Source organism: Afipia massiliensis, assembly GCF_014203115.1.
In the GTDB taxonomy this organism is placed as follows: domain Bacteria; phylum Pseudomonadota; class Alphaproteobacteria; order Rhizobiales; family Xanthobacteraceae; genus Afipia; species Afipia massiliensis.
The window spans coordinates 668,381-690,285 of the sequence record NZ_JACHIJ010000002.1 but is presented as its reverse complement, the minus strand read 5'-3'; the positions used below and the strand labels follow the sequence as shown (position 1 = coordinate 690,285).

Sequence of the window (21,905 nt, the reverse complement as noted above, 5' to 3'; positions counted from 1 at the left end):
CATATTGGCGCGATTTTATCTTTGGCATCAGGTTCAGGATTGTTTTCATGATCGTCGTCCGCGCGTTCATTGCGCTCTTCGTTTCCTCGCTTCTCGCCGCACCTGCCGTCGCGCAGGATCGTCTTGTTCCGCAGTCTCCGACGCAGCTTCGCTTGTCGTATGCGCCGATCGTTCAACGCGTGCAGCCGGCGGTGGTGAACGTCTATGCGGCAAAAGCCGCTCCGCGCAATCCAATGCTGGACGATCCGATGTTCCGCCGCTTCTTCGGCGTACCGGGCAAGCAGCCGGAGCAGATGCTGCGTTCGCTCGGTTCCGGTGTGATGGTCGATGCATCAGGTCTCGTGGTCACCAACAACCACGTCATCGAGGGTGCGGATCAGGTGAAGGTCTCGCTCTCCGACAAGCGTGAGTTCGAGGCCGAGATCGTGCTGAAGGACAGCCGCACCGATCTGGCGATCCTGCGCCTGAAGGACGTGAAGGAGAAATTCACGACCCTCGATTTCGCGAACTCCGACGACGCGCTGGTCGGTGACGTTGTCATCGCCATCGGCAATCCGTTCGGTGTTGGACAGACCGTCACTCACGGCATCATCTCGGCGCTGGCGCGCACGCAGGTTGGCATCACCGATTATCAGTTCTTCATCCAGACCGACGCGGCGATCAATCCCGGCAATTCCGGTGGCGCGCTGGTGGACATGACCGGCAAGCTGGTCGGCGTGAACACCGCGATCTTCTCGCGCTCCGGCGGTTCGCAAGGCATCGGCTTTGCGATTCCGGCCAATATGGTGCGCGTGGTCGTCGCCTCCGCCAAGGGCGGCGGCAACGCCGTGAAGCGTCCATGGCTCGGCGCGCGCCTGCAGGCGGTGACGCCCGAAATCGCAGAGACGCTTGGGCTGAAGCGGCCGACCGGCGCGCTGGTGGCCAATGTCACCACGGGAAGTCCGTCGGCAAAGGCCGGCTTGAAACTGTCCGACCTGATCGTGTCCATCGACGGTCAGGTGATCGACGATCCGAACGCGTTCGACTATCGCTTCGCGACGCGTCCGCTCGGCGGCACAGCGCAAGTCGAGGTGCTGCGCGGCGGCAAGCCGCTCAAGCTTGCGATCGCGCTGGAAACCGCGCCGGACACCGGTCGCGACGAGATCGTCATCAAGGCGCGCTCGCCGTTCCAGGGGGCGAAGGTCGCCAACATCTCGCCGGCGCTGGCCGACGAATTGAAGCTCGATTCAAGCATCGAGGGCGTGGTCGTGACGGATTTGCCCGACAATGCAATCGCGGCGAATGTCGGATTCAAGAAGGGTGATGTGATCGCCGCCGTGAACGGTCAGAAAATCGGCCGCACCGGCGATCTGGACAAGCTCGCGAGCGAAGGCGCGCGTCTCTGGCGCATCACGGTGATTCGTGGCGGCCAGCAATTGTCGGTTGTGCTGGGGGGATGAGCCCGAAGCGACCACAGCCTTCCGCGAACCTCTTCGCCGCAGCCGGCATGGAGCAGGACGCGCCGCGTCCGCTGCCGGACAAGCTGCGGCCGCGGACACTTGCCGACGTGGTCGGGCAGGATCACATCCTCGGGCCCGATGGCGCGCTGACACGCATGCTGGAAACGCGTACGCTTGGTTCGCTGGTGTTTTGGGGCCCGCCCGGCACGGGCAAGACCACGGTGGCGCGGCTGCTGGCGGATGCCACCGAACTTGAATTCGAGCAGATTTCCGCCGTGTTCTCCGGGGTCGCCGACTTAAAGAAGGTGTTCGATGCCGCGCGCGCCCGCCGCGAAATGGGCAAGGGCACGCTGTTGTTCGTGGACGAGGTGCATCGCTTCAACCGCGCGCAGCAGGACTCGTTTCTGCCGGTGATGGAAGACGGCACGGTGGTGCTGGTCGGCGCCACCACGGAAAATCCGTCGTTCGAACTCAACGCGGCGCTTCTGTCGCGTGCGCGGGTTCTGGTGTTTCAGTCGCTCGACACCGAGGCGGTCGAGAAGCTTTACGCGCGCGCGGAAGAAGTCGAAGGCAGGAAGCTGCCGCTCGACGCGGAAGCCCGCGCCGTGCTGGTGCGGATGGCGGATGGTGATGGCCGCGCTGCACTGACGCTGGCGGAAGAAGTCTGGCGGGCCGCGCGCGCCGACGAGGTGTTCAATGCCGCGCAGTTGCAGGAAATTCTCCAGCGCCGCGCGCCGATCTACGACAAGTCCGCCGACGGTCATTACAACCTGATCTCGGCGTTGCATAAATCCGTGCGTGGTTCCGACCCCGACGCCGCACTCTATTATCTCGCACGCATGCTGGATGCAGGCGAAGACCCGCTGTTTCTCGCGCGCCGTGTGGTGCGCATGGCGGTGGAAGACATTGGCCTTGCCGATCCGCAGGCGCTGGTGATCTGCAACGCGGCCAAGGACGCCTATGATTTTCTCGGCAGCCCCGAGGGCGAGCTCGCGATTGCGCAAGCGGTGATCTATATCGCCACCGCGCCGAAATCCAACGCCGGCTATGTGGCGTACAAGGCGGCCATGCGCACGGCGAAGGAGGGCGGCTCGCTCTTGCCGCCCAAGCACATTCTCAATTCGCCTACCAAGCTGATGAAGTCCGAAGGCTATGGCGGCGGCTACGAATACGATCACGACACGCCGGAAGCGTTTTCGGGGCAGGACTACTTCCCCGAAGCGCTCGGACGCCAGACATTCTACGATCCGCCGGACCGCGGCTTCGAGCGCGAGATTCGCAAGCGGCTCGACTACTGGGCGAAGCTGAGAAGGGAACGCAACGCTTGACCGATTTTAAGGTCGATCTCGACGCTTATTTTGCGCGCATCGGTTTCGATGGGCCGCGCACGCCGGCGCTCGACGTTCTGACGCGCATTATCCTGCTGCATCAGCGGGCGATCACGTTTGAAAACCTGAATTCGTTTGCCGGTCTGCCGGTGGTGATCGATCCCGCGACCATCGAGAACAAGATCATTCACGATGGACGCGGCGGCTATTGCCACGAGCAGAACCAGTATCTGCGTCTTGTGCTCAAGGCGCTGGGATTCGATGCGCGTCTGAGGATGGCGCGGGTCCGCTGGATGCAGCCGCCCGAGGCCATGCCGCAGCGTGGTCACATGACGCTGAACGTGGCCGTCAAAGGGATCTGGTATCTGAGCGATGTTGCGTTCGGGGCGATGACGCCGACAGCACCGCTGCGCCTCGACACGCCCGAGGAGCAGGCGACGCCGCACCAGACCTACCGCGTGGTCCCGATCGGTGACGCGCTTCATCTTGAAGTGAAGCTTGGCGACAATTGGCGGCCGGTCTACAGCTTCGACAGCGTCGATTATTATCCAGTCGATTTCGAAGCGGCCAACTGGCAGGTCTCGACCTATCCGGCCTCGGAATTTGTCAGAAATCTCGTTGTCGCGCGTCCGACCGCCGACCGTCGCCAGATTCTCAACAACACCCTGCTGTCGATCCGTCATCCCGATGGCGCCGTCGAGAAGCAGACGTTGTCCAATGTCGTTGAGCTGCGTTCGACGCTGACAACGATGTTCGGCATCAGGCTGCCTGCAGACATAAAAATCGATCACGCCCTTGAAGGGCTGTTTCAAACCGAGGGCCGATCATGAGCCGCCGCGTCAAAAAACCCCTCGCCAAGAAATCGGAGCGCGGCGACAAGCGCGGAGCGAAGCGCTCCACCGACAAACGCTCATCCGACAAACGCGGTTCGGGCAAGCCGTCGTTCGGCGACCGCGGATCGGACAAGCGCCCTGGCGCTGCGTTTTCGCCGCGCCGTCCGGCTGCGGAGTTTTCGCGTTCGGCGAAGCCGATGCGCGAGCCACGTCCTGAGCCCGTGAGAGAAGAGAAGCCCGCGCCGCCGCCGTTGCCGACGAAGGTGCAGACCGTGATCGTCACCGCCGACGAGAACAACATGCGCGTGGATCGCTTTCTTGAGCATCGCTTTCCGGGCCTGTCATTCTCCCATATCCAGCGCATCGTCCGCAAAGGCGAACTGCGCATCAACGGCAAGCGCGCCGACAGCAAGGATCGCCTTGAGGAAGGCCAGAGCGTTCGCATTCCGCCGCTGAAGCTCGACGCGCCGAAAGTCGGCGGTGAATTGTCGGAGGCCGCGACCAAGACGCTCGACGAATTGCGCAAGATGATCCTGTTCGAGGATGCCGACGTTATGGTGCTGAACAAGCCCGCCGGTCTCGCGGTGCAGGGCGGTTCCGGCATGACCAAGCATGTCGACCTGATGCTGGAAGCGATGCGCGACGCCAAGGGCCAGAAGCCGCGTCTGGTCCACCGTCTCGATCGCGAGACCTCCGGCTGTCTCCTGATCGCCAAGACGCGGTTTGCCGCGACAGCGCTCACGGGTTCGTTCCGTCATCGCTCCGCGCGCAAGATCTACTGGGCGCTGGTGGCCGGCGTGCCGAAGCCGAAGCAGGGCCGTATCTCGACTTACCTCGCGAAGGACGAGAGCGAAGAAGATTCCATCATGCGCGTCGCGGCGCATGGCGATGAGGGCGCGGCCCATGCGGTGACCTATTACGCGGTCGTGGAAGCTTCCGCGCAGAAGTTGTGCTGGGTGTCGCTGAAGCCGGTGACCGGGCGCACCCATCAGTTGCGCGCGCACATGGCGCATATCGATCACGCCATCGTGGGCGATCCGAAATACTTCAACAAGGAAAACTGGGAACTTCCCGGCGGCCTGCAGAAGCGGCTGCATCTGCTGGCGCGACGCATCGTGATACCGCATCCACGCGGCGGATTCATCGACGTCACCGCGCCGCTGCCGCCGCACATGCTGCAATCGTGGAACCTGCTCGGCCTTGAGGCAGATCGCTTCGATCCGATCGAGAACGCGCCGGAGGAGTGATCACTCAAGGGTGATCCTCTTGCCGCTGCTGTCCGGGGTAACGATATGATCGTGATGAAAAGAACCGCATTCGCAATCGTCCTCGCGTTGTCCGTGATCGTTTCCGGTTTTGCGCAGGCGCAGGTCTTTCCGCCGGGCGGCGTGAACAATCAGCCCGTGATTCCTTTTCCGGTCGCGCCGCCGCCACCGCCGCCACCGATCGTGGTGCCGACGGTGCCGCAGATGAATTCGCCACCGCCGTTCGCGTTGCAGAACACCACACCGGGATACGTGACTCAGGACACGCCGCCAAAGCGGGTGTTGAAGCGCGAGCGCCGTCCGTCGTTCAGCGACCGCGTCGCACGCTGTCTTGATGATGGCGCGGCATGGGGCCTGAATCCGAACCAGCGGGCGGCGTATTCGCGCCAGTGTGCTAACCAGTAGGACATGACCCCGAAAGTGGATACCGGTTTTCGGAAGAGGTCATGCCCAGAAAATTAGAAGGCTAGCGAGTGAATGCGCGAACTGTTCGATGAAGTTGCCGGCAAATCGCCGCTCGATCCGCGCGAGGCTTCGCGCAAGTCCTCGCGCACGCCGCTGCGCAAGCGCTTCTATACCAGCGCGGGTGTGACTGAGGGGCCGGACGGCTTCGCGGTGACGCTCGATGGCAAGCCGGTTCGCACCCCGGGCCGAAATCCGCTCGCAGCGCCGACGCGCGACCTCGCCGAGGCGATGGCGGCGGAGTGGGAGGCCCAGAAGGACGACATCGATCCGATGGCGATGCCGCTGACGCGGCTGGCCAACAGCGTGATCGACGGTGTCGCAAAGGATGTTCCAGCGGTAGCCGACGATGCCGCCAAGTATTTCGAGACGGATCTCTTGTTCTATCGCGCCGGTTTTCCCGAAGCCCTGATCGCGCGGCAGGCCGAGCACTGGGACCCGGTGCTGCGCTGGGCGGCTGATGTGCTCGGCGCGCACTTCATCCTGACCGAAGGCGTGATTCATGTGCGCCAGCCGGACACCGCCGTAGCTGCGGCACGCGGCGCATTGCCCACCGAGGCGTGGCCGGTCGGCGCGTTTCATGTGGTCACCACGATCACCGGCTCGGCGATGCTGGCGCTGGCGCTGAAGCATGGCGTGCTGGATGGGGCGCAGGTCTGGGCGGCAGCGCATGTGGACGAGGACTGGAATCGCGAGAAATGGGGCGCGGACGATGAGGTCGAGGCCCGGCGTGCTACACGGCTGAAGGATTTCGAGGCCGCAGCGCGGGTGCTGAAGGCGTTCTCATAGTCGGGACAACATCGTAAACGCGTAAGCCTCTCCGCTATGGGTTCGGTTAACAAGACGTTTACGACGCTGGGCTAGCTTGGCGGCCGAACAAGGCCCCCAGCATGTCGATCGCCATCAATCCCGTCTTTCCGGTTGTCGCAGCCCAGGGCGTGGCGGCAGGCGTTGCCTTGCAGCCGGGCACCGTGATCGCCGCGACCGTGCTGAAGCAGCTCGATGCCAATCTGGTCCGCATCGCGATTGCGAACCTGACCATCCAGGTGCTGTCCGAAGTGCCGTTGCAGCCCGGCCAGACGCTGCAACTGGCGGTGTCGCAGACGCCGCAGGGCGTGCGGCTTCAGATCGTGCCGGGCGAGGGTGATGCGCCGTCGTCCGCATCCACGGGTGCCGCGAAGGTGGATACCGTCAGCGTGCCAAAGGCCGACGTGCCGGTGCAAACCGCCGCAGCAGGCCGTGTGCTGACCAACCTTGAAGCACTTGCTGTCTCGGCTGCAGTGCAGACCGCTGCCGCGCGTCAGGGCAGCCTGTCGCCGCTGTTCGCAAATCTCGGTGTGGCCGCGTCATCGCAGACGTTGCCGCAGACCCTGCAACAGGCCGCCGCGCAATTGCTCGCGCAGCGCACGCCGCTCAGTGAGAATTTGACCGGCGACGCGCTGAAAACGGCGTTCCGCAATTCCGGTCTGTTCATGGAGCAAAGCCTCGCGTCATCGCAGGCTGCCAGCGGTTCCGATCTCAAGGCCGCTCTGATCGTGTTTCGCCAGACCGTCGCATCGTGGCTCGGCAACGCGCCTGCGCCGGGCGCTTCGCCGCAGACGGCGAACGTGCCGCCATCCGCCGCGCCGCCGTTGGCACCGGAAGCCGGCGACATTCTGCTGCCGCAGGCGCCGGTGCGCATGGCCGACGATGCAGCCGAACTCGACGGAAAAATTCGTATCTACGCGCCGAACGAACCGTTGCCGACGGCGGCAAACCGCGTTGCGGCGGCAAGCGCGGGACTGACCGCGCTTCAAGAGGTGTTGCAGGGATTTCCGAAGGGCGTGCAGGACGCAGTTGCAAATATGCTCGATGCGGAAGCGCGTGCGGGCGCTGCGCACGGGGCCGATGGCGAGGAGTCGATCGCGCGCACCACCGTACCGCCGCCGCCGTTTCGCGGCTCGGACACGAGCGCGCAGTCGGTCGCGCTCTCATCGCTCGCGCCGGACGATGCGCCGGCAACCATGGCGCATCGCCTGATCGAAGACACCGACGCCGCTCTGGCGCGGCAGACGCTGCTGCAGGCGGCGTCATTGCCCGTTGACGTGCCCGGCGCGCGGATCGATCCGACCGCGCCGCGCTGGAATTTCGAAATTCCGTTTGTCACGCCACAAGGCACCGCTGTGGCGCAGTTCGAGATTTCGCGCGATGGCGCGGGCAGCGAGGCTGAGGCGGCGAGCCGCGTCTGGCGTGCGCGGTTCTCGCTGAATGTCGAGCCGAGCGGGCCGGTGCATGCGCTGGTGTCGCTGAGCCATGGGCGAACATCGGTTCGGATGTGGGCTGAGCGGTCCGCGACGGCGGCGCAGTTGCGGATCAACGCGCCGCAACTGTCGCATGCGCTGCGCGAAGCAGCACTCGAGCCCGGCGACATCGTGATCGGCGAGGGCGCGCCGCCGAAGGCCGCGCCGCCGCCGGCCGGCCATTTTCTGGATCGTGCGCTGTGAACATCGACACCAAAAACCGGCTCGCAGTCGCGCTGCACTACGACAAGAAGGGGGCGCCGCGCGTTGTCGCCAAGGGCAAAGGCACGATTGGCGAGAAAATCATCGAGATCGCCAAAGAGAACGACATTCCCATTGAGGAGAATGAAGTGCTGGCGGGTGCGCTCTCCAATGTCGAGCTTGGCGAGGAGATTCCGGCCGAGCTTTACAAGGGCGTGGCCGAAGTCCTGATTTTCGTCATGCGGCTGACGGGACGGCTGCGCTAGGAAGCTGCTGCCATCTTTCGGCCGGTTCCTGCGCGAAGCTTTGGCCGCCTTGTTTGATTTGTGTGGGCGTCGGTCTTTGACCAAAAGCGTTTCCGGTAGTCGCCCATCGTCAATCCAGTGAATTCCTTGAAAAGCCGGCAAAAGGAACTCGCGTCCGTATACCCGACATCGAAAATGATCTGCTGGATGCGCGCATCGCTTGAGGCGAGCCGGTCGCACGAGGCCGCGAGCCGGATACGCTGAAGGTAGGTCGTCATCGGCTCACCGCAAGCCGCTTTGAATCTGCGCTTGAAGTTGCGCGAACTCATGCCCAGCAGGCCTGAGATCGATTCCACATCGATGTCGCGCCAGTAGTTCGTTTCCAGCCACTCCTGTGCTTTCAATATAGTTTTGTCGCCATGGGCCTTCTCGGGTTCGAACGCGAGATAAGGCGACTGCCTGTCACGGCCCGGATCGAAGACCAGCATCCGCGCGCATCGCAGAGCGAGAGACGAGCCACCGAAGCGGCGAATGAGATGAAGAGCGAGGTCGATGTAAGACACCGCCCCGCCGCTGCATACGATATTGCCGCTTTCTGTAATCAGATCGCTTTCGCGCAGAACGACTTCGGGGTAACGGGCGCGAAACGCGTGAGCCGCGCGCCAGTGTGTGGTCGCGACCTTTCCATCCAGAAGTCCGGCTTCGGCGAGTAGGAAACTTCCCGTGCACGACGTCGCAATGCACGAGCCGCCTCGCGACTGGGCGCGAAGCCAGGTCAGGACACTGTCGAATTCTTTCGCCTTGGAGATGATCGCTTCGCCCGGCGCGGTGGCAGGCATGATCGGTGCCAGCAGGATGATATCGGCGCCTTCGGCTTTCTTGAGATTGCCGTCGGCGTTGATCGTATGGCCGTTGTAGCTGCGCACCGACTCTCCGTCGGGCGACACGATGCTGATCTTGAACGAGATGCCCGATGTCGCTTTTTCCGTAGCGGCGCAGAAATTCGCGCAGGCGAATGCGTCGAGAAGACCATGCACGGTTGATCCGATGCATCCCGGAGCCGCAACGATGGCCACGCGTATGATTTTTGTCCTCATGTCCCAATCCGCATATCATATGTCATATGGGCCACTAGATCGTCCACGACTTCCGCGGTCAAGTTGAAACTCGATCGCTCAAACCGGAGAAGACTCGATGGACGCCCGAACAAAACAGCATCAACTCGACACGGCCGCCATGGCTGCAATTGTGGACGCACTTGCGAAAGCCAAAAGCCGTCAGGATATCGACGCAGCGATGGCGGTCTATCACCCGCAATGTGTTCTCGAAGCGCCGCCGTTTGGATCGCGGCGCGAGGGAAGCGCGCAAATCCACGCGAGCCTCGAGGGTTTCTTTTCGTTGTTTCCCGATTATGCCGTGAGTCTGCAGGGGCAAGCGGTCAGCGGAGACACGCTCGTTTCATGGGGATCGATTCACCTGACGCTGACGGGTACGCCGGGAGGGCAGGTGCCCAACGGCAAGCGGGCGACGGTGCCTGTGTTCATTCTCTTCCGCTTTCGCGATGATCGCGTCATTTGGGAGAGTTTCAATTTCGATCTGGCGAGTCTTTGCCGTCAGTCCGGCGTTTCGCTTGACGCATTTGCGTCGGCTTCAAACTAAGGGCCGCACATGATCGAGTTGTACACATGGAGCACCCAGAATGCCCGCAAGGTTACGATCATGCTGGAGGAGTGCGAACTCGCTTACAGCATCAGGCCGATCAACTTGTTCAAGAATGAGCAGAAGGACGAGGCCTTTCTCGCTATCAATCCCAATGGCCGTGTTCCCGCGTTGATCGATCCCGATGCGCCCAGCGGGCCCGTTGTTGTCGCGGAAAGCGGTGCCATCCTGATCTATCTCGCGGAGAAAACGGGCAAGTTTCTGCCGCCGTCCGGCCCCGAACGCTACGGCGCGCTGCATTGGCTGATGTGGCAGATGAGCGCTGTGGGTCCGGTGTTCGGCAATCTCGCGCATTTCGTCGCGGCGGTTGATCCGGACAGCCCACGCGTCAATGCTTATCTGCGCGCGACGATGGCCCCGGGCGTGTTCGCATATCCGCTTAAGCGCTTCGGCGACGAAGCGATGCGGCTGGTGTCCGTCCTTGAAAGGCAGCTCGAAGGCCGGGAGTTTATCGCAGGCGAACTGAGCATCGCGGATTTCGCGACCTATGCATGGTTTGAGAGCATATGGGCCGGATTCCGCGCGCGCCAGCCTGTCATCGATGATCTCAATCCCAACGTTGCAGCCTGGATGACTCGTCTGGCCACGCGCCCGCACACCAGGCGCGGAATGGAGCGCCTCGCGTGGGGCGTCGATCTTGAAAAGGAGTCGGCCTGACAGGCTGCCTGGCGATGTGGTTCAGATGAGGCTGCGTTAAGGCGCTGGCGCCGGTCCGAAGAACCCGATGATTTTCACCAGCCGTCCGTCGGGTCCGATCTCGCCGAAATCGATCGACGTGTCGCCGGCGGTGCCGTTGGCCTGCACCAGCCGCCACAGGAAACGCACCACATTGTGGTGGATGTCGATACCGCTCATGAATTCGAGCTGTGCGCCGGGCCGCCCGGCCTGAATCTTCGCGATGTGATTGTTCAACTCAACGCGTCCGCTGAGGTCGGCTCGGGGGTCGACATAGACGCCGCCGTCGGCCCAGCACTGCGCCAGCAGCTTCTGCCGGGCCGCGGCATCGGTCTCGTTCCACGCCGCCAGGTATTGCCTCACGACGGTTGCGATGCTGCCGGTGTCCATGCGTTTCCCTTTCGATTGCGCCAAGTCTATCGGGTCATGCAGGCCTGGAGCAACGTCATGATTTAACCATGAAGCGCGTCAATTTGACTGCGGTCCAATGTTTACAGGTGCCTTCCGTGATTCACCGTCGCCATGCGCTTTCACTCGTTGCCGCCGCCGCGGCTGTCATCCCGGTACGCGCGTTCGCGGATGTCGTGCCTCGATATGAGGTCCGCAAGAATCTTCAGAAGCATTTCACCGACGAGGGCACCGTGGGCGCTTTCGCTGCGTTTCGAACCGACGATCAGCAGGTGATTGCCAGCGACCATTCCCGCGCGCGCAACCCGGTTCTGCCGGCGTCCACCTTCAAGATTCCGAATTCGATCATCGCGCTGGAAACCGGCGTCGTCTCCGATCCGGACAAGGACATTTTCAAGTGGGACGGCATCAAGCGCAGCATCCCCGACTGGAACAAGGATCATACCCTGCGCACCGCTATCGCTGCCTCCGCAGTGCCGGTCTATCAGGAGATCGCGCGGCGGATCGGCAAAGAGCGCATGCAAAAGTACGTCGATATGTTCGAGTACGGCAATCGCAACATCGGCGGCGGCATCGATCGCTTCTGGCTGACGGGGGACTTGCGCATCTCACCGCTGGAGCAAATCGCATTCGTGGACAGGCTGCGTCGGCGCGCGCTGCCGGTATCGAAACGCGCGCAGGATCTGACAGCGGACATTCTTTCGGTGACCAAAGTTGGCGATAGCATCATTCGCGCCAAAACCGGGCTCATTGGCGTCGACGACAGAACGGCAGTCGATGGCGTCAAGGCGAGTGTCGGCTGGCTGGTCGGCTGGGCCGAGAAGGGCAGCGTGCAGACCGTGTTCGCGCTCAATCTCGATATCCGCGAGCCGAATCATACCGCCAGCCGGATGAAGATCGCGCAGCAATGCCTCGGCGACATAGGAGCCATCTGACATCTTGTCCGGTTTCGCGCCTGCTTGAAACCGGCTAGGCTCAAGCCCAAGAGTATAAAATCAAGAACATAAAATCAGGGAGCCAAGCATGTCGTCTTCAGCAGCCGCGAAAATCGTACCGGCCTCGTCGTGGAAAGACTTCGCCACCCGTTACAACGCCGCGTGGAATGCACACGACGTTCCGGCGATCATGGCGATGCATGTCGACGACACCAGCTACCAGCGCCACGGCAGTTCGAAAGTCTATAAGGGCAAGGACGCCGTCGCCGAGCAGTTCGGCAAGGACATCTCCGGATTGCCCGGAATCAAGTTCGAGCCGGTCGCGCTCTACGGCAGCGACGATCATTTCGTCTCGGAATCGATCCTCACCGCGACCTCGCCGGACGGCAAGCCGGTGACCATGGAATTGGTCGACGTCATCACGCTGCGCGACGGCAAGGTGGTGCACAAGTCGAGCTACTTCGTGCAGAGCCGCCCGCCGAAAGCGTAACGCGCATTTTCTGGCGGCGAGGGGCGCTCAGTCCTTCGCCGCGACTTGCGCCGCCAGCACAGCCTTGGTGGCCGCGAGATCGACCAGCGGATAGGTTTCGAACTGGGCGGGGATGATGTCCGCCCACTCGTTCAAAATCCGGTGCAACACCTCGTTGCTTTCCACATCGAAGATCGCGACCACACCGCGCCCGACCCGCGGATAGATGTGCTTGCAGATCCCCTGCGACTGATAGCCCGCCATCCAGGGCCAGAAGCCTTGCCGTGCCTTGGCGACGTCCGAGGGACGCTCCGCCCGCGGGTTGGATATGACGAGAAACAGCATGGCCTGACCTTCCGGTTGCGCGGTTATGGGATCAATCTCGGGCGGCTCGCCCGATCCGCCCAAGATGGGTGAAGGTGAATCCGGCGTCGTATTTCAGGCCGTAGCCGAGTGCGCGATCGAACCCGATATGCGCGCACCAGATCAGCGACAGGTGCATCGCCAGCGCCGAGGGCATGATCATGGCGACCATGCCGAGCAGCATCGGCAGGATTGCGGCGTGGGCTACATTGTAGCTTGCGGCTCCTGCGCGCGGGCCTGCGAGATATCCCAGAAAGCTGAGATCGGGCGCCAGCAGCAGGATCGCGAACATCCACCATGAGCCTTCGAAATAGCTGTAGAACACCATGCAGGCGACGGCGAGCGCCGCGCCTTCCAGCCGCAGCAGGGTGCGGACCCCGCCGGTGACCGCGCCATCGGCTGGTTTCGTGGTTGTGTCGGTCATGGCTAGCGAATCCCCTGCAAAGGACACTTTTACCACGCGGCGCAGGCCGCCCGGACCCGCCATTTTCGGGGGTATCGGGCCATTTTCCCCGGCCCAGATCGCGTGCTAGAACGCTGGCCAACCATTCAAGAACGGCGGCGCCCGCCGCCCAACACAAGATTCTGGGGCGAAATCCATGAAGCATATCCTCGAAGCACTCGACGAACGTCGCGCAGGCGCCAAAAAGGGCGGCGGCGACAAGCGCATCGAGGCGCAGCATGCCCGCGGCAAGCTGACCGCCCGCGAGCGCATCGAACTGCTGCTGGATAAAGGCTCGTTCGAGGAATTCGACATGTTTGTCGAGCATCGCTCGGTCGAATTCGGCATGGAGAAGAACAAGATCCCCGGCGACGGCGTTGTCACCGGCTGGGGCACGGTCAACGGCCGCACCACCTTCGTGTTCGCGAAGGACTTCACCGTGTTCGGCGGCTCGCTGTCCGAGACCCACGCGCTGAAGATCACCAAGCTGCAGGACATGGCGCTGAAGGCGCGTGCGCCGATCATCGGGCTGTACGATGCGGGCGGCGCGCGCATTCAGGAAGGCGTCGCGGCGCTGGCGGGTTACTCCTACGTGTTCCGCCGCAACGTGATCGCCTCGGGCGTCATTCCGCAGATCAGCGTCATCATGGGCCCGTGCGCGGGCGGCGACGTCTATTCGCCGGCGATGACCGACTTCATCTTCATGGTGAAGAACACCAGCTACATGTTCGTCACTGGTCCCGACGTGGTGAAGACCGTCACGAATGAAGTCGTGACGGCGGAAGAACTCGGCGGCGCGTCGGTGCACGCCACGAAATCATCTATCGCCGACGGCGCGTTCAAGGACGACGTCGAGACGCTGCTGCAGATGCGCCGGCTGATCGACTTCCTGCCGAGCAACAATACCGATGGCGTTCCCGAGTGGCCGAGCTTCGACGACATCGAGCGCGTCGATGAATCCCTCGACACGCTGGTCCCGGCCAATCCGAACCAGCCTTACGACATCAAGGAACTGATCCTGAAGGTGGTAGACGAGGGGGATTTCTTCGAACTCGCGGACACCTTCGCCAAGAACATCGTCACCGGCTTCGGCCGCATCGCAGGCAAGACGGTAGGCTTCGTCGCCAACCAGCCGATGGTGCTGGCGGGCGTGCTCGACTCCGACGCCTCACGCAAGGCCGCGCGCTTCGTCCGGTTCTGCGACGCGTTCAACATTCCGATCGTCACCTTCGTGGACGTGCCGGGCTTCCTGCCCGGCACCGCGCAGGAATACGGCGGGCTGATCAAGCATGGCGCGAAGCTGTTGTTCGCCTACAGCCAGTGCACCGTGCCGCTGGTCACTGTGATTACGCGCAAGGCTTACGGCGGCGCGTTCGACGTGATGGCGTCGAAGGAAATCGGCGCGGACATGAACTACGCCTGGCCGACGGCGCAGATCGCGGTGATGGGCGCGAAGGGCGCGGTGGAGATCATCTTCCGGCAGGACATTGGCGATGCCGAGAAGATCGCCGCGCGCACCAAGGAATACGAGGATCGCTTCCTGTCGCCGTTCGTCGCCGCCGAGCGCGGCTATATCGACGACGTCATCATGCCGCACTCGACCCGCAAGCGCATCGCCCGCGCGCTGGCGATGCTGAAGGACAAGCACGTCGACGTGCCGATGAAGAAGCACGACAACATTCCGTTGTGAGGCAATGCAGGCTTCAAACTTGATAGTCGTTGCTTCCAGATATGTTGCCGGTGCTTTGTTCATCGTGACGATCTGTTTTGAGATCGCGTCATTGCCACTGCTATTGGTCGGCACCGCCATTATGATGGGAGCGCCGAGTTTATCGAATGACACTTACTTTTTTTTATTCCTTACAATTCTTTCACCTCTTGTAGCGGCCGCGTTTCTAGCTTTTGTTTGGTCTCGTCTCGAAAGTCACCGTCAATTTTATCCCCATGCTGCATTGCTTCTCGGATTAGGATGGGTGACGTTCCTTATCTTCGCAGATAAATCGTCTGCTTTCGATTTTTTTGGTTCGTATGTACGATGGCGCGGAGAGCCAAGTCTCTGGTTGGCGCGCTTGTACAATGTTGTTGCAGGCCTATGGTGACGGAATTACGTAGTCGGCATAGCAAACAATGTCTGTCATATGTCCATGCCCCACATCCTCGTCGTTCGCGCCACCGTCCCCGATGAATCCAAACGCGCCGCGTTCGATGCGTGGTATTCGCGCGAGCATCTACCCGATGCCGTGAAGTCGTTCGGCTCCAAGCGCGCATGGCGCTACTGGATCGCCAACGATCCGGCCGTGCATCTGGCGATGTATGAATTTTCCGACCGTGCGTCGCTGGATGCGGCCGCAGGCGGCGAGGAGATGAAGCGCCTGATCCGCGACTTCGACCGCGACTGGCCCGAGGTGAAGCGCACGCGCGATATTCTGGTGCAGGCGGAAAGCTGGCCGGCATAGCCATCCCCTCGTCGTGGCCGGGCTTATCCCGGCCATCCACGACTTACTTCGGTTGCAGACAAGACGTGGATCACCGGGATAAGCCCGGTGATGACGACTTTAGCATCTGAATCAGGAATGCGGGCCCTCACATGCGCCCACGTCCCACCCTGCGGCGGCAGTGGAACTGTGCTAGGGCTTCGCCATGCAGCCCGCCGAATCGGTTCTTTTCTTCTTCGGATTGTTCGCCATGGTCGCCGAGGCCATGACGGCGGCGCTCGCGGCCGGGCGGCGCAAGATGGACTGGTTCGGCGTCGCGATGCTTGGATCTGTCACCGCGCTTGGCGGCGGCTCGTTGCGCGACATGCTGCTCGGGCATTATCCGCTGCTCTGGGTGAAACATCCGACGCTGCTGCTGCTGACCGGCGGCGCGGCGCTGCTCACCATTGCGCTGGCGCGTGTGGTGCATCGCTTTCACTATCTCTTTCTTGTGCTCGACGCGATCGGCCTCGTGGTCTTCACCATTATCGGCTGCAACGTGGCCATGAGCATGGGCCATCCGCTGACCATCGTGGTCGTGGCGGGGATGATCACCGGATGCGCCGGCGGCGTGCTGCGCGATATCCTTTGCACCGAGGTGCCGCTGCTGTTCCGCAGCGAGCTTTACGCCAGCGTGTCGCTGGTGACAGGCGCGCTCTATGTCGCGGGCACGCATTTCGGGGTCGAGCATGTCGCGGTGGTGATCGGCTCGGTGGCGTTCGGCCTGACGTTCCGCCTGCTTGCGATCCGCTACAAGTGGGAAATGCCGAAGTTCATCTATGAGCGCGAAGGGCCGCACTGAGCGTCCGGCCTGAGACGCGGCCGGCGGCCTGACACAGGCCGCTGGAATGCAGGCAGCTACGCCGCCTTGCCGCGCTTCTTCAGTTCTTCTTCCGCGCGTTTCTTCAGATCGGCTGCGCTGACGTCCTCGACATGGGTGCCAACAAACCAGCTGTTGCCTGCGGGGTCCTTCACGCCGCCGGAGCGGTCGCCGTAAAACTGGTTCGACGGCTCCATGATCGAGGCGCCGCCTGCCTTGATCGCCTTCTGGTAGGCGGCGTCCGCGTCAGGCACGTACAGATAGAGCATGGCCGGCGACGCCTTCACGAACTCCGAGGAGTCCGCGATCATGATCATCGAGTTTCCGATTTTCAGCGCGGCATGCATCACCTTGTTGTCGGGCCGCTTGGTCATTTCGTTGAACAGTTTGGCGTCGAACGCCTTTTGAAGAAAGTCGATGACCTTCTCCGCGCCGTCGACGATCAGATAGGGTGTGACGGTGTGATAACCGTCGGGAACGGGGTTGACCTTGGAAGCCATGAGCAAACTCCTCGTTTCGATGAGAGCGACGAGAAACAATTCGCGCCCGGATAAATAGATCCGGTCATGACGGGCGGCCCCGCCTGACCGTTACGGGTTGCTCCGCTGGAGCTTCGTCCGCAATTGCGATGGGACCGTGAACCAGCCGCACCATGCATGCCTCCGTCGGGCGTAGCGGGCCGCTGCCCCGAGCGGCCATCTCCACGGCGTCGGCGATTTCCTGCGTGATGGCCGATTGTTCCGACGGGGGAAGGGCGCTGATGTAGTCCAGCGCATCTTTCAGCGTGGCGATCGGACGGCCTTTCGCGGGAACGATCGGCTTGATGAAACGGCTATTCCACGGCACGGACGACTCCTGCGTCACATGGCCGGATTAAGTGCGTCGCCTGCGATTCGTTCCGAACCAATCGGCGTGTTGCGCGTTGTTCCGTATGCCGAAGAAAGCGTCACATCCCAAGAAAATGCCGGTGAAGCTGGCGATGACGATGCAACCACCCGATAACGGTCGCGGTGTTCCTCAGCCAATGACATCGCGGACGAATGTGGTCGGGCCGAGGGAACCGATGCGCAGCGACAAGGCTCAATGCGCGAAAGCGCGTGCAAGCGCGCTCGCAAGGCAGCGCGATGAACTGCGCAGAGGGCATCCCGCGCCGCGCGTGTGAGGCGTCATGAAAAAGCTTCTCGAATGGCTGGAAATGATCTGGAAAGGCGAGCGGCCTGTGGAACCGGAGGATCGTTAGCCTGTGCGCCGCACGCGCGCGGTAGTGCCTGCGACGATCTGCATGGTCACGCCGAGCAGCCAGCCGCATGCCAGCGCCACTGTCATCGCCGCTGTCGGGTCGGAATCGGTCACGATGGAATAGACCGAGATGAAGGCTGCTGTTGCGGCGAGGAAGGTTCCGGCCGCGCTCAGCAGTTCGACGGGGTCCATCGGCTGCATATCTTCGCCGGTGAGGCGCGCCTGCGGCAGCCGGCCCGTGCGATGCGGCGGGACATCAATGCCGAGATAGAAGCCGATGGCGCCAAGGACCATCAGGGTGAGACTCATGGTCACGGAACCCAGGAGTTCGACGCGCGCGCTCGAGACATGGGCGGCGACGAACAGGCCGCATGACGCGCCCGCCATGGACAGGCCGAGCCGTTCGATCACATGGGCGCATCTGCTGGTGCGGGAACGGTAGGCACGATGGGCGATGATGCTGTCTGCCATCTTTGACCACTCACGGAACAGTAAATCGTTCCCGTCATCGCCAAGGAAATCGCGCAAGGAAATCGCGGTTGATTTAGGCGCGGGCGAGGCGGTTCGGAAGATACCCATTCGATACCTTCGCCTTCACGCTTGACTTATCTGGGCACTAGGATTATATTCCTTGTGTCCCGCCTCACCATTGAGGGGCGGCTCGCGATCGTCACGATACGCGGGGCGGGATGCGGTGGCGCGGCAGCGTCAGGCGCGAGCGAGGATGGCGGGGCGCGTTCCTTGTACAAAGGGCGTGTGAGTCATCCGAAGCGGACGCAAGACGGACCACGCTGTGCGCGGGACTGCGAAGCGGTAACGCTTGGCATGAACGCGTAACTCCGCGCCGGCCCAAGTCGTGTGGTCCTGCGAAATCCGGTCTGCTCTTTTCACCTCCGACCGGAGGAGAAAAGTACCGCGGAGACGACGGCGTCAGCCCGAGGGCGTTGCCGGGGAGAGCACGAAGCAAGCCGGAGCACCACCGCGTGCGGAACGCCGGATGTATCCGGCGCGACCGTGGCGACTAACTCGTGTGCTTTCTACCTTTGCACACGAGGCTGCGGATGCGCTTGCGCATCCGGCGTTCCGCGCGCCCTCATCGGGCGCAAGACGCATAAGACGACCGGGCGCCCCCGCGCCGTCACAACAACAGGGGTGATGGCGCGTGGCTGTTTGAAAGTTGAATCGGGAATTCGGAGTGATGCACCGCGCTTCGCGATGCGCGCCAACGCGGATTGCGCACAACCTCTCAATACGCGCGATCGTCATCCTGAGGTGCGAGCACTTGCGAGCCTCGAAGGATGAGGGCTGCGACGCTTGACGTCCATCCTTCGAGGCTCGCCGCAAACACGGCTCGCACCTCAGGATGACGCGACGGAAGTGAGCCAACACCCACGATGTCGTCCCCGCGCAGGCGGGGACCCACTCCCTGGATCATCGATCTTGTCGCGGTCGCGGGTCAACTCTTCAGGAACCTGCCCGGTTCAGTTTCCATTCATGCGCGCTGCGGCTTGATGCGAACAGAACATCGGAGGTCGCATCATGGATCGTCGCGGTTTTCTCAAGTTCGCGTTTAGCGTCGCCGCCGCAGGTGCGGCAGCTGTAACCGCCGCGCGCGCCGCGCCGCTTGCCCCGCAAGCGCTCACCAAGCCGCTCGAACCGGATCAACTCCCGCAGAACGCCGTCGCCAACGATGACGATCTGAATGAGGCGAAGGTCGAGCAGGTCCGGTGGGGACGCCGCCGCGGCTGGGGTCGTCGTCGCTGGGGATGGCGTCGTCGCCGCTACTGGGGCTTTCGCCGCCGAAGGTACTGGCGCCGCCGCAGGTATTGGGGATGGCGCCGTCGTCGCCGCTACTATCGTCGCCGGTATTGGCGTCGCCGTTACTGGTGATGAGGTCATGCGAAGAGAGGCAACGGGTCGCATGCAGGAAATGGAACAATTTGGTTTCACACCGCGTTCGTTGATCTTGCGGGACAGTCGTGCCGTGAAACGTTCGCCTCACAAGGAGAAGAATTGATGGAACGTCGTGATTTTCTGAAGTTTGCGTTCGGCTTCGCCGCCGGCGCAGGTGCAATTGCCGCTGCGGCATCAGCGGCGAGTGCTGCGCCGATGCTGTCCCCGCATCATGATTTGATGAACGGCCCGAAGCCGGAGCCTGACGTGACGGCCAAGCCCGCGGTTGCGGATCAGGACGATCTCGCGGGTGCCGAACTTGAGCAGGTGCATTGGCGCCATCGCCATCACCGCCGCTATCACCGGCATCACCGCCGCCACTACCGTCGGCATTACCGCCGCTGGTAAGCAGCGGCTGAACGAACAAACCCCGGCTGCGATCGAGCCGGGGTTTTGTTTGACGGGTACAGTTTTGTGCTTATTCGCGCCGGCACCTGCCGGCGAGATTGCGCCGGTACCCGACCTGACACTTGCGGGCGAACAGCCGCATCAGTCTCGGTCCTTCCGGCTGCGGACGGCAGACCCCGCTGGAGAGGCGATGAAATCCGACGCCGCATCCGTCCTTTACCGCCACCACATCGCCGCGCGCGGCGGTGGCCGGCGAGGCGATCGGCATGGCCTGCGCGGCTCCCGCGCCGAGCATCGCAGTTGCGAGGACGACTGCCGCAGAAAACGCCTTCATCGTCGGCTCTCTCAGCGATCAGAGCTTCGGCGCGTTGCCGAGCGGGGTCTTGTTCAGGGCTTCGTTCTTCTCGGCCGCGAAAGCGTCCGAGTCGATCTTCGCCGCGCTGATGATCTGCTTGAAGTCGATCAGCGTGAATTCGGTCTTGCTGACGCGGTCCGGTGTGATGCCGGGCGAGATCTCGACGCTTACGACACCGTCGCAATTCGCGCCCTTGGTTTCAGCGGCCAGCTTGTCGAGCGTCTTGTCAGATGTCTGCGCGCGCTTCAGCACGGCCACGCAGCTTCCACGTCCGTTGGCGTCATTGAGCGCGACCGCCGCCTTGGGGTTGATCGGGGCGTTGAGGGCATCGAGTGCGGAAGCAGGGGTATACTTCTGCTTCACCGACATCAGCTTGCCGGCCTTGTAGAAATAATACATGCGTCCGTCGCCGATCAGGGTCGGGGCACCGTACTTCGCGGTCACGCGCTCGATCATTTCCGCCTTGGAAGGCTGCTTGCCGGAAGCAAAGCCCAGATCGCGCGCAATGTAGTAGGCGCGGTTGGCGCTCGCGGGAGACGAAAACACCGCCATCATCGATTCGCCGGGATGGTTGCTGGTCGCCGGAGATACGAATTTCATCGACGTGACATAGGTCACGTTGGTGCCGCCGAATTTCTGCTGCGCGGTCTCCGGCTTCACGCCCGGATGGTCTCTGAGGTAGGACTCGAAAATCGGAGAAGCCTTGCTGCCTTCGATGTTGCTCGACAGGCCGACGATGTCAGGCTGGAGCTTCGCGGAAAACGCTGTTTCGGGTGACTTCGGCCTGATTTCGTAAGCCCAGCCGGTGGCCGGAGCCGTGACCGAAAAAAACGCGACAAATGCGACTAACCCACTGCGAAACATGGAACACCCTGTCAGAAAATCGGGACATCAAAAGCGCGAAAAGCGCAGCGAATTACGCCAATTTTTGCTCGGCGCTGTCAACTGCGGATTGTTGCATTAATCGCCCGGCGCGCCGAACAATGCGTTAAAGCGCGCGGTACCTTTCGGCGAAAACGTCACGACGCGGTTGCCTTTTTCGCGCTTGGCCCAGTTCAATTCGTAGAATCGGGACAGGATCGCCGCGCCGAGCGATCCGGCGAGATGGCTGCGCCGCACGCTCCAGTCGAGACAGGTCTTGCACAGCGGACGACGCGATCCGCCGAGGGCCGGCAGGTCGATGCCGAAATCGGCGACGAACCGCTCACCCTGGGGCGTGAGCGCGACGTTGCCCTTCTGTGCGCGCAGGAGCTTCTTCTCCGTCATGGAATCGAGCATCCGGACGCCCAGATCGCCCGCAAGATGATCGTAGCAGACGCGGGCGCGCCGCAGCCCGGGATCGGCCGGTCCGGTCCGGACACGTAGGTGACCGGCGCGAGCGGCGAGCCCCATCAAGCCCTCGAGCACCGTGGCAACGTCGGGGCCGGAGAGCCGGAAATAGCGGTGTCGGCCCTGTTTCTCGAGGACGACGAGATGCCCCGCTTCGAGTTTGGCAAGATGCGAACTCGCGGTTTGCGGGGTGATGCCGGCTTCCTGCGCGAGTTCGGTCGCGGTGAGCGCGCGACCGCTCATCAGCGCGGTCAGCATGTTGGAGCGCGCGGGATCGCCGACAAGCGAGGCGATCATGGCCATGTCCGGTCCGGCTTTCATACT

27 protein-coding genes are annotated in these 21,905 nt (G+C 62.6%); 17 read left to right on the top strand and 10 right to left on the bottom strand.

Annotated features, from left to right (window positions below; genetic code table 11):
* The first annotated feature begins 47 nt into the window (after positions 1 to 47).
* From HNQ36_RS08220 to HNQ36_RS08185, 8 genes are all read left to right on the top strand, one after another.
* Positions 48 to 1,439, top strand: a complete 1,392-nt coding sequence (locus HNQ36_RS08220; RefSeq protein WP_184083758.1) for a Do family serine endopeptidase — start codon at positions 48 to 50, stop codon at positions 1,437 to 1,439.
* Positions 1,436 to 2,767 (top strand): replication-associated recombination protein A, encoded by a 1,332-nt coding sequence (locus HNQ36_RS08215; RefSeq protein ID WP_184083756.1) that lies wholly within the window; start codon positions 1,436 to 1,438, stop codon positions 2,765 to 2,767. Before HNQ36_RS08220 ends, HNQ36_RS08215 begins: the two co-directional genes overlap by 4 nt.
* On the top strand, positions 2,764 to 3,597 hold the full coding sequence (locus tag HNQ36_RS08210) for an arylamine N-acetyltransferase family protein (RefSeq protein ID WP_184083754.1): 834 nt from the start codon (positions 2,764 to 2,766) through the stop codon (positions 3,595 to 3,597). Before HNQ36_RS08215 ends, HNQ36_RS08210 begins: the two co-directional genes overlap by 4 nt.
* Entirely contained in the window at positions 3,594 to 4,847 is a 1,254-nt protein-coding gene (locus HNQ36_RS08205; RefSeq protein ID WP_184083752.1) for an RluA family pseudouridine synthase, read from the top strand. The genes HNQ36_RS08210 and HNQ36_RS08205 overlap by 4 nt, the downstream gene beginning before the upstream one ends.
* 45 nt (positions 4,848 to 4,892) lie before the next feature.
* The gene (locus HNQ36_RS08200; RefSeq protein WP_184083750.1) at positions 4,893 to 5,270 is read left to right on the top strand and encodes a hypothetical protein; all 378 of its coding nucleotides are present in this window, start codon (positions 4,893 to 4,895) and stop codon (positions 5,268 to 5,270) included.
* Positions 5,271 to 5,342: 72 nt separating this feature from the next.
* Positions 5,343 to 6,116: an ATP12 family chaperone protein gene (locus HNQ36_RS08195; RefSeq protein WP_184083748.1), complete on the top strand. Its 774-nt coding sequence runs from the start codon at positions 5,343 to 5,345 to the stop codon at positions 6,114 to 6,116.
* 101 nt (positions 6,117 to 6,217) lie between these two features.
* Entirely contained in the window at positions 6,218 to 7,810 is a 1,593-nt protein-coding gene (gene fliK, locus HNQ36_RS08190) for a flagellar hook-length control protein FliK (protein ID WP_184083746.1), read from the top strand.
* On the top strand, positions 7,807 to 8,073 hold the full coding sequence (locus tag HNQ36_RS08185; protein WP_184083744.1) for an EscU/YscU/HrcU family type III secretion system export apparatus switch protein: 267 nt from the start codon (positions 7,807 to 7,809) through the stop codon (positions 8,071 to 8,073). The genes fliK and HNQ36_RS08185 overlap by 4 nt, the downstream gene beginning before the upstream one ends.
* On the opposite strand, the gene HNQ36_RS08180 is transcribed toward HNQ36_RS08185, so the two are convergent.
* Entirely contained in the window at positions 8,070 to 9,149 is a 1,080-nt protein-coding gene (locus HNQ36_RS08180) for a GlxA family transcriptional regulator (RefSeq protein WP_184083742.1), read from the bottom strand. The two genes, HNQ36_RS08185 and HNQ36_RS08180, sit on opposite strands and share 4 nt — an antisense overlap.
* A 97-nt stretch (positions 9,150 to 9,246) precedes the next feature.
* On the opposite strand from HNQ36_RS08180, the gene HNQ36_RS08175 reads away from it, so the two are divergent.
* Both HNQ36_RS08175 and HNQ36_RS08170 read left to right on the top strand, forming a co-directional pair.
* Positions 9,247 to 9,711: an ester cyclase gene (locus HNQ36_RS08175; protein WP_246395312.1), complete on the top strand. Its 465-nt coding sequence runs from the start codon at positions 9,247 to 9,249 to the stop codon at positions 9,709 to 9,711.
* A gap of 9 nt (positions 9,712 to 9,720) precedes the next feature.
* Positions 9,721 to 10,428 carry a glutathione S-transferase family protein gene (locus HNQ36_RS08170; RefSeq protein WP_184083740.1) on the top strand — a complete coding sequence of 236 codons (708 nt, stop codon included), beginning with the start codon at positions 9,721 to 9,723 and terminating at the stop codon, positions 10,426 to 10,428.
* 36 nt (positions 10,429 to 10,464) lie between these two features.
* On the opposite strand, the gene HNQ36_RS08165 is transcribed toward HNQ36_RS08170, so the two are convergent.
* On the bottom strand, positions 10,465 to 10,836 hold the full coding sequence (locus HNQ36_RS08165) for a nuclear transport factor 2 family protein (RefSeq protein ID WP_184083738.1): 372 nt from the start codon (positions 10,834 to 10,836) through the stop codon (positions 10,465 to 10,467).
* 116 nt (positions 10,837 to 10,952) lie between these two features.
* On the opposite strand from HNQ36_RS08165, the gene blaOXA reads away from it, so the two are divergent.
* Both blaOXA and HNQ36_RS08155 read left to right on the top strand, forming a co-directional pair.
* Positions 10,953 to 11,789, top strand: coding sequence for a class D beta-lactamase (blaOXA, locus tag HNQ36_RS08160; protein ID WP_184083736.1), 837 nt, complete (start codon positions 10,953 to 10,955; stop codon positions 11,787 to 11,789).
* A gap of 88 nt (positions 11,790 to 11,877) precedes the next feature.
* On the top strand, positions 11,878 to 12,279 hold the full coding sequence (locus HNQ36_RS08155; protein WP_184083734.1) for a nuclear transport factor 2 family protein: 402 nt from the start codon (positions 11,878 to 11,880) through the stop codon (positions 12,277 to 12,279).
* Between the two features lie 27 nt (positions 12,280 to 12,306).
* Here HNQ36_RS08155 and HNQ36_RS08150 read toward each other — a convergent pair whose 3' ends face one another.
* The gene (locus HNQ36_RS08150; RefSeq protein ID WP_184083732.1) at positions 12,307 to 12,603 is read right to left on the bottom strand and encodes a DUF3303 family protein; all 297 of its coding nucleotides are present in this window, start codon (positions 12,601 to 12,603) and stop codon (positions 12,307 to 12,309) included.
* Between the two features lie 31 nt (positions 12,604 to 12,634).
* Entirely contained in the window at positions 12,635 to 13,045 is a 411-nt protein-coding gene (locus HNQ36_RS08145; RefSeq protein WP_184083731.1) for a DUF4260 domain-containing protein, read from the bottom strand.
* Between the two features lie 175 nt (positions 13,046 to 13,220).
* Here HNQ36_RS08145 and HNQ36_RS08140 point away from each other — a divergent pair, with 175 nt between their 5' ends.
* From HNQ36_RS08140 to HNQ36_RS08130, 3 genes are all read left to right on the top strand, one after another.
* On the top strand, positions 13,221 to 14,753 hold the full coding sequence (locus HNQ36_RS08140) for an acyl-CoA carboxylase subunit beta (protein WP_184083729.1): 1,533 nt from the start codon (positions 13,221 to 13,223) through the stop codon (positions 14,751 to 14,753).
* 454 nt (positions 14,754 to 15,207) lie between these two features.
* Entirely contained in the window at positions 15,208 to 15,519 is a 312-nt protein-coding gene (locus tag HNQ36_RS08135; RefSeq protein WP_184084131.1) for a hypothetical protein, read from the top strand.
* Positions 15,520 to 15,703: 184 nt separating this feature from the next.
* Entirely contained in the window at positions 15,704 to 16,339 is a 636-nt protein-coding gene (locus HNQ36_RS08130; RefSeq protein ID WP_184083726.1) for a trimeric intracellular cation channel family protein, read from the top strand.
* A 56-nt stretch (positions 16,340 to 16,395) separates the two neighbouring features.
* Here the strand turns inward: HNQ36_RS08130 and HNQ36_RS08125 are convergent, their stop codons facing one another.
* The 3 genes from HNQ36_RS08125 to HNQ36_RS08115 form a co-directional block, all read right to left on the bottom strand.
* On the bottom strand, positions 16,396 to 16,857 hold the full coding sequence (locus HNQ36_RS08125; protein WP_184083724.1) for a VOC family protein: 462 nt from the start codon (positions 16,855 to 16,857) through the stop codon (positions 16,396 to 16,398).
* Positions 16,858 to 16,921: 64 nt separating this feature from the next.
* Positions 16,922 to 17,203 carry a hypothetical protein gene (locus HNQ36_RS08120; protein WP_184083722.1) on the bottom strand — a complete coding sequence of 94 codons (282 nt, stop codon included), beginning with the start codon at positions 17,201 to 17,203 and terminating at the stop codon, positions 16,922 to 16,924.
* A gap of 390 nt (positions 17,204 to 17,593) precedes the next feature.
* Positions 17,594 to 18,067 (bottom strand): hypothetical protein, encoded by a 474-nt coding sequence (locus HNQ36_RS08115; protein WP_184083720.1) that lies wholly within the window; start codon positions 18,065 to 18,067, stop codon positions 17,594 to 17,596.
* A gap of 1,068 nt (positions 18,068 to 19,135) precedes the next feature.
* On the opposite strand from HNQ36_RS08115, the gene HNQ36_RS08110 reads away from it, so the two are divergent.
* Both HNQ36_RS08110 and HNQ36_RS08105 read left to right on the top strand, forming a co-directional pair.
* Entirely contained in the window at positions 19,136 to 19,486 is a 351-nt protein-coding gene (locus HNQ36_RS08110; RefSeq protein ID WP_184083718.1) for a twin-arginine translocation signal domain-containing protein, read from the top strand.
* A 126-nt stretch (positions 19,487 to 19,612) separates the two neighbouring features.
* A complete protein-coding gene (locus HNQ36_RS08105) occupies positions 19,613 to 19,897 on the top strand; it encodes a twin-arginine translocation (Tat) (RefSeq protein WP_184083715.1) in 285 nt (94 codons plus the stop codon).
* A gap of 70 nt (positions 19,898 to 19,967) precedes the next feature.
* Here the strand turns inward: HNQ36_RS08105 and HNQ36_RS08100 are convergent, their stop codons facing one another.
* The 3 genes from HNQ36_RS08100 to HNQ36_RS08090 form a co-directional block, all read right to left on the bottom strand.
* The gene (locus HNQ36_RS08100) at positions 19,968 to 20,231 is read right to left on the bottom strand and encodes a GCG_CRPN prefix-to-repeats domain-containing protein (RefSeq protein ID WP_184083714.1); all 264 of its coding nucleotides are present in this window, start codon (positions 20,229 to 20,231) and stop codon (positions 19,968 to 19,970) included.
* 18 nt (positions 20,232 to 20,249) lie between these two features.
* The gene (locus tag HNQ36_RS08095; RefSeq protein ID WP_184083712.1) at positions 20,250 to 21,116 is read right to left on the bottom strand and encodes a hypothetical protein; all 867 of its coding nucleotides are present in this window, start codon (positions 21,114 to 21,116) and stop codon (positions 20,250 to 20,252) included.
* A gap of 96 nt (positions 21,117 to 21,212) precedes the next feature.
* The gene (locus HNQ36_RS08090) at positions 21,213 to 21,902 is read right to left on the bottom strand and encodes an ArsR/SmtB family transcription factor (protein WP_184083710.1); all 690 of its coding nucleotides are present in this window, start codon (positions 21,900 to 21,902) and stop codon (positions 21,213 to 21,215) included.
* Positions 21,903 to 21,905: the final 3 nt, after the last annotated feature.